Annotated in this window: 11 protein-coding genes; 7 read left to right on the forward strand and 4 right to left on the reverse strand. The window is 26.1% G+C overall.

The genetic code is table 11. The annotated features are described in order from the left end of the window. Positions 1 to 2 precede the first annotated feature (2 nt). From ACZJV1_RS03635 to tyrS, 4 genes are all read left to right on the forward strand, one after another. A complete protein-coding gene (locus tag ACZJV1_RS03635; RefSeq protein ID WP_460286227.1) occupies positions 3 to 1121 on the forward strand; it encodes a Ger(x)C family spore germination protein in 1119 nt (372 codons plus the stop codon). 126 nt (positions 1122 to 1247) lie between these two features. After that, on the forward strand, positions 1248 to 2327 hold the full coding sequence (locus ACZJV1_RS03640; protein ID WP_411169897.1) for a sensor domain-containing diguanylate cyclase: 1080 nt from the start codon (positions 1248 to 1250) through the stop codon (positions 2325 to 2327). A 130-nt stretch (positions 2328 to 2457) separates the two neighbouring features. After that, positions 2458 to 2871, forward strand: coding sequence for a hypothetical protein (locus tag ACZJV1_RS03645; RefSeq protein ID WP_463651480.1), 414 nt, complete (start codon positions 2458 to 2460; stop codon positions 2869 to 2871). Positions 2872 to 3081: 210 nt separating this feature from the next. Continuing rightward, positions 3082 to 4302, forward strand: coding sequence for a tyrosine--tRNA ligase (gene tyrS / locus ACZJV1_RS03650; protein WP_463651481.1), 1221 nt, complete (start codon positions 3082 to 3084; stop codon positions 4300 to 4302). Positions 4303 to 4529: 227 nt separating this feature from the next. Here the strand turns inward: tyrS and ACZJV1_RS03655 are convergent, their stop codons facing one another. From ACZJV1_RS03655 to ACZJV1_RS03670, 4 genes are all read right to left on the reverse strand, one after another. Beyond that, positions 4530 to 5963: a HAMP domain-containing sensor histidine kinase gene (locus tag ACZJV1_RS03655; RefSeq protein ID WP_463651482.1), complete on the reverse strand. Its 1434-nt coding sequence runs from the start codon at positions 5961 to 5963 to the stop codon at positions 4530 to 4532. 2 nt (positions 5964 to 5965) lie between these two features. Continuing rightward, positions 5966 to 6649 (reverse strand): response regulator transcription factor, encoded by a 684-nt coding sequence (locus ACZJV1_RS03660; protein WP_460286231.1) that lies wholly within the window; start codon positions 6647 to 6649, stop codon positions 5966 to 5968. Positions 6650 to 6970: 321 nt separating this feature from the next. Continuing rightward, positions 6971 to 8065 carry a tetratricopeptide repeat protein gene (locus ACZJV1_RS03665; protein WP_463651483.1) on the reverse strand — a complete coding sequence of 365 codons (1095 nt, stop codon included), beginning with the start codon at positions 8063 to 8065 and terminating at the stop codon, positions 6971 to 6973. 25 nt (positions 8066 to 8090) lie between these two features. After that, the gene (locus tag ACZJV1_RS03670; RefSeq protein ID WP_463651484.1) at positions 8091 to 9161 is read right to left on the reverse strand and encodes an Ig-like domain-containing protein; all 1071 of its coding nucleotides are present in this window, start codon (positions 9159 to 9161) and stop codon (positions 8091 to 8093) included. A 195-nt stretch (positions 9162 to 9356) separates the two neighbouring features. Here ACZJV1_RS03670 and ACZJV1_RS03675 point away from each other — a divergent pair, with 195 nt between their 5' ends. From ACZJV1_RS03675 to ACZJV1_RS03685, 3 genes are read left to right on the forward strand one after another with little or no spacing between them, the layout of a single operon-like run. Then, positions 9357 to 11411, forward strand: a complete 2055-nt coding sequence (locus ACZJV1_RS03675) for a hypothetical protein (RefSeq protein ID WP_463651485.1) — start codon at positions 9357 to 9359, stop codon at positions 11409 to 11411. A gap of 23 nt (positions 11412 to 11434) precedes the next feature. Next, complete coding sequence (locus ACZJV1_RS03680) at positions 11435 to 11698, forward strand: EscU/YscU/HrcU family type III secretion system export apparatus switch protein (RefSeq protein ID WP_411169905.1); 264 nt, start codon at positions 11435 to 11437, stop codon at positions 11696 to 11698. Between the two features lie 9 nt (positions 11699 to 11707). Next, positions 11708 to 12394, forward strand: a complete 687-nt coding sequence (locus ACZJV1_RS03685) for a metallophosphoesterase (protein WP_460286235.1) — start codon at positions 11708 to 11710, stop codon at positions 12392 to 12394. The last annotated feature ends 60 nt before the right edge of the window (positions 12395 to 12454 follow it).

Genomic DNA, 12454 nt, shown 5'->3' on the forward strand with positions numbered 1-12454 from the left:
AAATGAAAATTAAAATATTAAGTAAGATTTTAACTATATTTTTTATTCCTTTATTTTTAGTTGGATGTTTTAATTATAGAGATATAAATAAGGTAAGCTTTGCAACAAGTGTTATTTTTGATACAGATGAGTTCGATAGAGCCATAGTTTATGTAGACGGTGTAAAGCCTTATAGAAGTACTAATGAAAGTTCAGATAAAGGAAAAAGAGTAATATATAAGGGCGTAGGGAAAACGGCTTTAGAAGCATTAAGAGATGTAAATTTAGCTTCTAGTTACGAGTTAAATTATTCTCAAAATAGAGCTTACATATTTACAGAAAAAGCAGCTAGAAAAGGAATTAAAAAATATGTAGACTTAATAAATAACAATCAAGAATTTCAAATTAAACCAGATATATTTGTATATTTTGGTGAAGTTGATGATTTATTAAAAGTTACTTCAAGTGATGAAGAATATTTGGGGTTATATTTAGAAGAATTAGTTCATAAGAATAAAAGAAACCCAAGAGCAATGAGAGCAAATATAAATGATTACTTAAGTAATTCAATAACAGCTAGCGATACATATATAGTAGGAGTAATTGAAATAAGAGATGATGCATTAGACAAGAAAATAGAAATAGGTGGAGGAGCTATAATAAAGGATAATACTTTAGTTGAAAGAATAGATGCAAAAGATGCTATGAGCTATAATTTACTAATGAATAAGATTAAAAGAGGAACCCTTGAAATGTCAAATCCACAATCCAAAAGAGGTTTTATAACTCTTGATGTATTAGATAGTAATACAGAAAGTAAACTGAGATTAGATGGAGATAATATAAAGTTAGTTAAAAATTTAGAAGTAAAAGTATCAATTGCAGAAACTCAAGATAGATTTATTGTTGATAATGAATTGTTGAAATATATAAAAGAGGTTAAATCAAAGGAAATAGAAAATTATCTTGAAGATATATTTAATGAGTATAAAGAAAAAGATTTAGATGTTTTTGAGGTTGAAAGACTTTTGGATATATACTATCCTAAAGCAGCAGTCTCTGATCCTATTTCGAAAACAGATTTAGAAGTTAATGTTAACTTAATAATTGAGGGAAGCAGCTTAATTAAAGATAGTCTATAACAATAGTTTAGCTAAAAAATTTTCAGTAAGAAAAAGCTATTGATATTAAAAGGAAAATAAAGTAATATTAATCTATAGATTGTCTGGATTCGATTCATACTATGTAAGATGAAATAGGGAGGGAGTATGGACGATTATAAAGTTAAGTATCATCAACTTAAGTCAGAGTACGAAAGCTATCAGAAAATCACAGAAGAAAAAATACAAGAATTAAGTTGTGTTAATGTTCAATATGAAAAAAATCTTGATATGCTTTCTAATGTAATATTAATTAGCAATTATATAAATTCAAATTTAAGTAATAAGAATATAATACAAATGATAAATGATATGATAATAGGAATTATAGGAGTAACACAATCTACTATATACTTGTTAGAAGATTTTAAATTTGTAATAAAGGCTACTAATGGAACAAAGGAAAGTATAGGGCTTACAGAAGAGTGTAAGAGGAACATAGGTAAGAATAAAACATTTATAGTAAATTCAAAAGAACCGATTGTAAAAGATGAATTAAATGGTATATTTATTCACTCAAGAATGGGAGTACCAATTAAGGTTGGAGAAAAATTCATAGGATATATAATTGTTGATCATACACATTATAATTATTTAACTGAGTTTCATGAAATATTTTTAAGTTCTATAGCTAGTCAAATTGCAATTGCTTTAGAAAATTCTATTTTATATAAAAAAATAGAAAAGGCAGCGAAGTTTGATGCACTAATTGGAATTTATAATAGAAAGACATTTTATGAAATTATAGAAGAAAGATTGGATAATGGAAGAGTAGATAAGTATGCTATAGTTATGATTGACTTAGATAATTTTAAGAGGGTTAATGACACATTAGGGCATCAATTTGGTGATAAGGTTTTAATAGAAACTGCAAACATAATAAGAGATAGGTTATATCAACAAGATATAATTGCAAGGTATGGTGGAGAAGAAATAATATTATATATAGATTGTATGAATGACACCGAAGGAGTGTATGAAAGAATAGATAAAATCAGAGAAGCAGTGTCTAGAAACTTTGTTTTAAAAGAAGGAATTGTTAGAAATGTTACTGCAAGCTTTGGAGTAGGTTTTTATCCTTATGATGGAGAAACTTTAGAAGAAGTTATAAATTGCGCAGATAAGTATCTTTATAAAGCAAAACATGCAGGTAAAAATAAAGTAATGAGTTCGCACTTTTTTAGGTAAAAAGATAGAGATTAAAAGGAATTCTCTATCTTTTTATTTTTTTAAATATAATATTGTAAATAATTTCAACAAGATAGAATATATATATATTAAGAGAATAAAAAATTTTATATAGAAGGAGTGGATTCCAATGATTCAAGTTTTTTGCGCAAGTAGGGGGTCAGGTAAAACTAAAAGATTAATAGAACTTGCAAATGAACGTTTAAGCCAGGCAAAAGGGGATTCAGTTTACATTGATAATGATACAAGATACATGATGCAGCTTAGAAGAAAGATAAGGTTTATAAATACTAATGAATTAGGCGTAATAGATTGTGATAGCTTTTATGGATTACTTTGTGGAGTTATATCTCAAAATTATGATGTTGAAAATATATATATAGATGCTTTATCTAATATAGTAGAGTGTAGTAATTTAGAATCAACAAACCTGTTTATGAAATTAAAGGAATTCTCTCAAAAATTTAATCTAAATTTATTTATAAATTTAAATTGTGATTGCAAAGAAGATTTACCAGACTTTATAAAGAAATATGCAGCATAAATGTCAAAGGTTCAAAAGTGGATAGTTTTTACTATCCACTTTCCTTACCTTCAGTTTGTAAGTGGACATATGTAAGTTTATGTTGACTTGGAGCGGAGCGACGGAATAAGTAAACTTATATATGTTCACTTTTTTAAGCTTTAATCAGTTGATAATATTTAAATTAAAAGATATACTATAATAAGTAATAAAAGTAGGAGGTTACGTAGAATGGCTAATGTTTTAGATGAGTTATTAGATCGTGGATACATAAAGCAATTTACTCATGAAGATGAAACTAGAGAATTGCTAGAAAAGGAGAAGATAACTTTTTATATAGGCTTTGATCCAACAGCTGATAGTTTACATGTTGGACATTTCATTGCATTAATGTTTATGGCTCATATGCAAAGAGCAGGACATAGACCAATAGCACTTCTTGGTGGGGGAACTGCAATGGTAGGAGACCCTTCAGGAAAAACTGATATGAGATCTATGCTTACAAAAGAACAAATTCAACATAATGTTGATTCAATAAAGAAGCAAATGGGAAGATTTATAGATTTTTCTGATGATAAAGCTATATTAGTAAATAATGCAGATTGGTTATTAAACTTAAATTATGTAGATTTCTTAAGAGAGGTTGGAGTGCATTTTTCTGTAAATAGAATGCTTTCTGCTGAGTGCTTTAAGCAAAGATTAGAAAAAGGCCTTTCCTTCTTAGAGTTTAATTATATGTTAATGCAAGGATATGATTTCTACGTATTAAATCAAAAGTATAATTGTAAGATGCAATTAGGCGGAGATGACCAATGGTCAAATATGATTGCAGGTGTTGAATTAGTTAGAAGAAAAGCACAAGGTCAATCAATGGCAATGACTTGTACTTTATTAACTAATAGCCAAGGTCAAAAGATGGGGAAAACTGTTGGAGGAGCTTTATGGCTTGATCCAAACAAAGTTTCACCATTTGATTTCTATCAATACTGGAGAAATGTTGATGATGCTGATGTAGAAAAATGCTTATCATTATTAACATTTGTTCCTATGGATGAAGTAAGAGAAATATGTTCAGTAGAAGGTTCAGCTATAAATGAAGCTAAAAAGCGTCTTGCATTTGAAGTTACAAAGTTAGTTCATGGCGAAGAAGAAGCTAATAAAGCTAAAACAGCTGCTGAAGCTTTATTTTCAGGTGGAGTAGATATGAGTAATGTTCCAACTGTAACTATAAGCAAAGAAAAGTTAGGATCAACTATCTTAGATATAATGGCTGAAAACAAAATAGTTCCATCTAAAGCTGAGGGAAGAAGATTAATTCAACAAGGTGGATTATCACTAAATGGAGAAAAGGTTACTGAAGTTAGTAGAACTTTAGAAGAATCAGATTTAGAAGATGGTTCAGCTTTAATTAAAAGAGGAAAGAAAAATTATAATAAAATAGTAGTTGAATAAGTAAATTATAAAAATAAGGCTATTAATATAAAATACTGAAAATCTAGCAATATTATTTCTAGATAGAGTATTAATTATTAATAGCCTTTTAGATTAAATAAAATAAGTACGTCTGAATTTATTTTTTATTTTATAGTTAATAAGTGATTAATTAAATATAACAATTAAAGGTAAATAATATATTTAATAATATTTTGTTTAAAAAGCACTTTATTGAAAAATTCTACTTAATTTATAGTAATTAAGGGAAGCTTTATAGTTGTAATTATTTCATTACCATTATCTAATAAAATTGTACCGTTATGATCTTGTATTATTTCCTTACATAAATAAAGTCCTAGACCAGTACTATATAAATCATCCGAAGTAGTTGACTTTACAAATGGTTCAAATATATGTTCATATATTTCATTTGGAATTGGATGAGATTCGTTAACTATATCAACTATATAGAAATCATCAATTATATATGAATTAATTATTATAGTTGAGTTTTCTAGGGAGTATTTTATTGCATTATCTAATAAATTTATTAATACCTCTTTTATTTTATTTTGTTTAATTGATATAAAAGAATCCTCTAATATAAATGAAATTATTAAATTATACTTTTCAGCTTTAATATTCATATCTAAGCATACTTGCTTAATTAAAGAGCATATATCAACTTCTACGAAATTTTCATTTATAGAAGATAATCCCTTTGAAATATTTATTATTTCAAGGACTAATTTATTTAATCTTTGACTTTCTGAATGTATTTGATTAATTGCACGAGATTTAAATTCTTCATCATCCACTATATTTTCTATTATCATTTCAGAATAGCCAATAATGGAGGTAAGAGGTGTTTTTAACTCGTGAGTAACAGTATCAAAAAATATTTTCCTACTTAAGGCTAGTTTTTCAACCTTTTCTTTTTCCTGCTCAATATCTAAAATTTGTTCTTGGATTTTAGATTTCATATTTATAAATTCTTTAGATAATATGGAAATTTCATCATTTCCTGAATAATCTATAGAAACATTATAGTCACCTTCTCCAACTTTTTTAGAAGCTAAAGTTAAATAAGTAATTGGTTGTACTATCTTATTTGTTAAGAAATATGAAATTGAGAAGATAAATAAGATTAACACTATTTCAATTAAAGTTAATATATTTGTTGCTTTAGTATAATCCGAATAAAGATAGGTATAGTCTTTATTTAAATTTATTATACCTATGTAGGATTCATTAATTATTATTGGATAAGAAAGCTTTCCTGTAAGGGTTTTATTATTATATTTTATATCAACAATAGTTTTACCAGATTTAACTTGAGGAAGATTTTCAGTAAATTCAGGATTAGCTTTTTCTAAATTAGAAGCAAGTACATTACCATCTATATCACATATTTGAAGCTTACTATCATAGTTTAAAGAGATATATTCCATTAAATATTTACTTTCTTGAGATAAAGCTTTATCTTTATAAAGATAATTTCTTACAGATAATGTGTATTTAACAGATTCACGGGTACTCTTCATTATTTCTTTTAATGAAGAAGTAACTGTATTTTCCATATTATCTTTTAATATTTTTCTAACAGATATATTTAATGAAATACCAAGTAAGACAATTGTAAGAGTAATAATTAAAGTAAATTTATATTTAATTTTCATGTTTACCTCATCATATATCCAATACCAAATACTGTTTCAATTATTGATGGTTGTCCAACTATATCAAGTTTACTTCTAATTCTTCTTATATGAATATCGACAGTTCTTATATCACCATCATAAGAAAACTCCCAAATATTATCTATAAGTTGCTCTCTAGAAAAAACTTTATTTCTGTTTTGAACAAAAAATTCAAGGAGTTCATATTCTTTAGGTTTAAGTTGGATAACTTCATCATTTTTTAAAACAGTTCTGTTATTAAAATTAATTTTTATATTTGAATTTATATTAATAAAATTTTTATTATTTTTTGAAGAGGACTTTTCAATACGCCTAAATACAACCTTTATTCTACTTATGACTTCTTTTATATGGAATGGCTTAGTAATGTAGTCATCAGCTCCAAGTTCAAGGCCAAGAACTTTATCAAATACATCACATTTGGCAGTAAGAATTATAATAGGTATAGTATATTTAGCATTTATATCTTTACATAAGTCAAAACCACTTCCATCTGGCAAGTTTAAATCTAATAAAATTAAGTCAGGTAAGTTTGTACTTAAAAAATCATTAGCTTCTTTTAAAGAAAAGACACTATGAGGTAAATAACCTTCAGACTTTAAAGTATGAAATAGTATATCATTTATAGATTTATCATCTTCGATAATAAGTATTTGAGTATTCATTACATATTCTCCTTAATGTGGATATTATAATATAATTATATTAAATATTTAGTAAATAATAAATAGAGCCATAAAAACTATTGATAATAAATGTAATACTAAAGAAATAAAAAAAGTGGACATATATAAATTTGCTTATTCCGTCACTTTGCTCTAAGTCAATGATAACTTATATGTCCACTTGAAAACTGAAGGAAGAAAGTATAAATTAAATCTAAATTTCAAACATTGATGTTTTAAAGAAATTATATAATCATATTTTTAAAAGTATAAATTTTTATACTTTCATATACATTAAAAATTAAGATTACAAGAATAAACTTAAGGTGTGTATTGTCTATAGATAGAGTAAGCAGATCCATTTTTTAATTCTATCCAACAAAGTGTACCTCTATTAGTTAATGGCTTATCATCCTTTATAACAGGATCTCTTATATCCATTGATTTTCGCAAATTAATATAATCTTTAAAATCTTTAAATGAAGCTACTTCGGTTATAGAAGAATTTTTAGGTGGAGCAACATTAATCCCCAAATCTAGAAAATCATGATTTAATAATTGAAAGCTACAGTTGTTTGATATTTCATAGGTGGTTAATTTATCATAGTTATTTCTTATATAATAACTATCTGGAACATAATACTCTCCCTTATCATTAGTAGGAAGATCTATCTTATCTTTATCTTTATTATCTTTGAGAAATTCCCTAAGAGATTCTTCTCCGCCACGATAAAATTCAACTAAGTCAACATCTATATAAGTTTTTCCATCAATAGTATAGATATTATTAATACATCCAATTTGCTTATCATAAACATTTTCTAAAACTGTTAGGTTCATTTCTACTTGCCGGCCATATTCTTCATTGGTACCATAATAACTAAAGGTACCTGGACTTAATGTATCAACTTTTGATACATTCCATGTTAGAGGAAGTGAGATTTGTTCTTCGTTTATATCAGTAATTACACTTTGAGGTAGGTTAAATTCTGAATCTTGATAAACAGAATTTATAAGCTTAATTACATCAAATTTAGATGAAATTTCTTTAGCTATTGTTTTCATGTTTTCACTGTCTACTCCATTAGCTAGAGCAGTTTTAACTATAAAGTAGGCATCATCAAGTTTATTAGAGTTCATATATATATCCTTTATTTCTAAATATAAATCTTTATTTGTTTTATCTAGATCAATAGCTTTATTAAAATATGCCTTGGCTTCATCGTATTTATCATCATCAAGAAGTTTTTTTGCATTGCTAATAGCTTCATTAACTTCAGTTTCTTCTACTAAAATTTCACCTTGAGTATCATTAGAAACTGTTACTTTTTTTGTCGTGTCAGTGCAGGCAAATAATGAAGTAGTTAATATTAAAAAAATAGGTATAATAGCTAATTTTATAAGTTTTTTATTCATAGTAAAGTCTCCTTTATTTTAGAATTTATAAATATTTTCTAGATATAGAGTACACAGTGTTATTTTTGATTTCAACCCAGCATAAAGTTGTTCTATTAGTTATTATTTTGTCACCTAATTCTTGCTTATTATCTAAGTGCATTTTATACATCATATCAATATAATTTTTGAAGGTTTCATAAGAAACTGTATTTAGTTCAGGTAGATTTGATTCACTATCATAACCTAAGACAAATAAATCAATAAAAAATAGTTGGAATACACAATCTCTTGAAACTTCGTAAGTAGTTATAGTGCTATTATTATTTCTTATATAGTAGCTAAATGGAAGAAAGTATTCTCCTTTTTCCTCATCATAAGCAGCCATATTATCTTTTTTGGCTTCAATTAAAGCTTCATTAGGGTCTAAATATAATTCTACTAAATCTACATCTATATAGGTTTTTCCATTAGAAGTATAAATTTTATTTATAGATCCAATTTGCTTATCATAAACATTTTCTAGAACTGTTAATTCCATTTTTGCCCTTCTACCGTATTCTTCATTAAAACCTTCGTAAATAAAAGTGCCTGTAGTTGAAGAGTCAACTACTTGGTTATCCCAAGTTATAGGAAGTGATATTGTATTTCCTGAAATTACAGTTTTAACTTCGTTAGGTAAGGTGTAGTTAGTATTTTGATATATAGATAAAGTCGTGTTTATTGATTCAAATTTAGAGGAAATATCTTTTAAAATTAATTTCATATTCTCAATATCTATATTGTTTGTTAGTGCTGTCTTTACAATAAAATAGGCATCATCAAATCTATTTAGAGACATATAGATATCCTTAATTTTTAAATATATGTCCTTATTTGTTTTATCTAGAGATATTGCTTTATTGAAATATTCTTTAGCTTCATCAAAATTATTTTCATTAAGATATTCCTCACCAGTTTTTATAGCTTGATTTATTTCATTTTCCTCAGAGGAAATTGTGTTTTTTGTATTATCCGATATAGTTATTTTTTTTGAAGTATTTTGACAAGATACTAGGGTTGATGAAATTGTAATAACAGATATAATTATTATTTTTGAAAAAAGTTTTTTATTCATTTCTTAACCTCCATTGATTTCTATACTTATATCATATAAGGTAAAAATTTCTAAAGATTATATAGTTATTTCTAACTTATTTCCAAAAGAAAATTAATTTGGATTTTAAATAAAGCTTTCTGAGGTTATATATGTTAAGAATTTGTATAAAGTATTCGACATTATAAATAATATAGATGTATATGAGGTGAAATTATGCCAGGAGTTTTTAATGTAGGTAATTCATATAATGTAAACAATAAAAGGATATCTAGTAAACTGACCTTTGATTCTGGTGAAAAATTTTCAGGGAAGATAATTAACAAAGATGATAAAAATGAAGTTACTATAAAGCTGCTAGATGGTTGGGAATTTTCAGCGGAAATTGATGGAGATATAGAATCATTAGATAATGGGTTACAAAGATTTCAAGTTGAAGGTTTTGTAAACGGAAAATTAAAATTAAAGGTTATAGCTAAGAGTGTTTCTGGAGATGAGTTAGCTCAAGGTGAATTTAATAATATTATTTCGAAAGAAGGATTAAGCAAAGAAGATACAAACTTATTAAAGTCTATGTTAAAGTTTGGAATCCCCCTTACTAAAGAAAATATAAAAGAAATTAAGGGGTTAATTCAGTTTTCGGATAAGATACAAGCTAATCCAAAAGAGATAGATGAGTTTATATCAAAATACTTAATGAGCAAAGGAATAAGCAAGAATAGTGAAGAAGGAATAAAAATTAATAATATTCTTAAAGAATTTTTAGGAGAGTTTAAGACATTATCAAAAGAAGATATTTTATTATTTTTTGAAAATGATATAGAATTTAATAAAGAAAATATAAAGGGATATAATAATATTTTAAAAGGTGAAAATAATATATCTAAATTACTTGATGATATTTCTAATTCTATTCCAAAGTTTAAAGAAGGAATTTTAGAAGATAGGTTAAATCTTAATAATTCAAATCATAATAAGGATAATTTGAAGTTAAATAATATAAATATTAAGACTACAGATATAGAAGAGGCAATAGATATAAAAAATCTTCAAATTAGTAATGGGGAAGAAGTTAATATTGATCAAAAAGTTAGTAATGGTCAAGAAACTAATAAGGGGCAAGAGGTTAATAATATAAGTAATAAATTAGTGAATGAATTATATCAAAAAAGTGATTCAGGTAATTCTAAGGTTAGTATGCTTTCATTACTTAAATCTATTTCAGGTCAAGCAGAAGACTTGCTTAATACTTCATTAAAAGAAATCTTAAGTAATAGAAGAGTAGAGTTTACAAGTAATGAATTTGATAGAACTTTTAACTCAATAAATTTAATAAAGCCAGAAGAATTTATAGGCAAGCTTAAAGAAATAATAGCTGAGTTTAATGAAATTGGGGCTAAAAATATAGTAGATGAGTTTAATAATTATTTAAATAAAGCTAATAATGAATCATTAGGAGTAACAGAATCATTAGACTTTAGTAAAGGACAATTAGAAAAATTACTATCTACTGCTATGGGAAAAGGAATAACATTAACAGAAGAGGAGTTTTCAAAATTAAAGGATGTTATAAATTTAAAGTACCAAGAAACTTTAGATAAAGATTCAATTAAAAATACTGAAACAAGTGATTTACTTAAAGATGGAGTTATTAAAGATACTACAATAAAAGATGCTATAATAAAATCTGATATATCCATTAATAATAAATTAAATATACCATCAAAAGAGTTAATAGAAGCTTCTATTAATAAAGGTGGAGAAAATAATAAAGAAATAATTAAAGATATTATATCTACTTTAAAGGGAGAGTCTATAATTTCTGAAAAAGTTATAGATATTATAAAAAATAATATAAATGAAATAAAGATGTTTAATAAAATAAGTGAAGAATACTATTATGCAGATGTTCCAGTTAATATTAAAGAAAGAGAATATCCATGTAAGCTAATAATTAAGGATAATAGAAAAGAAGGCAAAAAAATAGATAGTACAAATGTAAAAATGGTAGTTACAGTTGATACTAAAAATTTAGGCACAATAGATGGATATATGAAGGTTTTAGATAGAAAAATAGACATAGATTTAAAATGTGAAGAAAAATTTGTTAAAATAGTAGATATGGCAAAGACAAAATTAGTTAATAATATAGAGAATATGGGATTTTTAGTAGGTGTAAAAGTATCTAAAAAAGAAAGTGAAGTTTCATTAACATCATGCAGGGATTTCTTTAGTTCAAACTCAGGAATATCACTTGATAGGAGAGTTTAAAGTAAAGAGTTTAGGAGGAGAATATGAAAGGAAGAAAAAAGGCTGCTGCTTTAAAATATGAAGAAAATTTAATTGCTCCAATTGTTACAGCAAGTGGAATGGGACATATTGCAGATAAAATACTTGAAAAAGCAGAAGAAAATTATGTTCCTGTAGTGTATAATAAGGAATTGACAGACTTGCTTTGTAATGTAGATATAGGAGAACAAATACCTTCTGATCTTTATGAAGCAGTAGCACATATTATTGCATATGTAACAGATTTAGATAGAATAGTAGAAAGGTGAGTAGATTAAATGGCTTTATATGCTATTTCAGATCTTCATCTTGCTTTTACAACAGACAAACCAATGGACATATTTGGAGAAAAGTGGCTTAAGCATGATGAAAAGATAAAGGATAATTGGATGAATAAAATCACAAATGATGATACAGTGCTTATAGCAGGAGATATATCTTGGTCAATGAGATCGGATGAAAGTAAAGTTGATTTAGATTGGATAAATGCCCTGCCAGGGAAAAAAATTATATCAAAGGGAAACCATGATTATTGGTGGGGTGGAATATCAAAGCTTAATAAGATGTATGAAAACACAAAGTTTCTCCAGAATAATTTTTATACCTATGAGGATTATGCTATTTGTGGTTCAAGAGGATGGATCTTAGAAGGAACAGATAGATTTACAGAAAAGGATAAAAAGATATTTAATAGAGAACTTATAAGATTAAGACTTTCCCTAGATAAAGCAAAAGCAGAAGGATATACAAAGATAATAGTGATGATACATTATCCTCCAATTAACGAGAAAAGAGAACCTTCAGCCTTTACAGAGCTATTTAAAGAATATGCTGTAGAGAAGGTTATATATGGACATTTACATGGACCTTCATTAGCAAATGCACTTAATGGAGAATACGAAGGAATTGAATATATAATGACAGCCTGTGATTTTTTAGATTTTAATCCTAAAAGAATTTTATAAAATAATCTACATTTTAGATTTTTGCATATCTAAAATGTAGATTATTTTTATATGGTAAAT

The organism is Clostridium sp. LS3 (genome assembly GCF_055330225.1).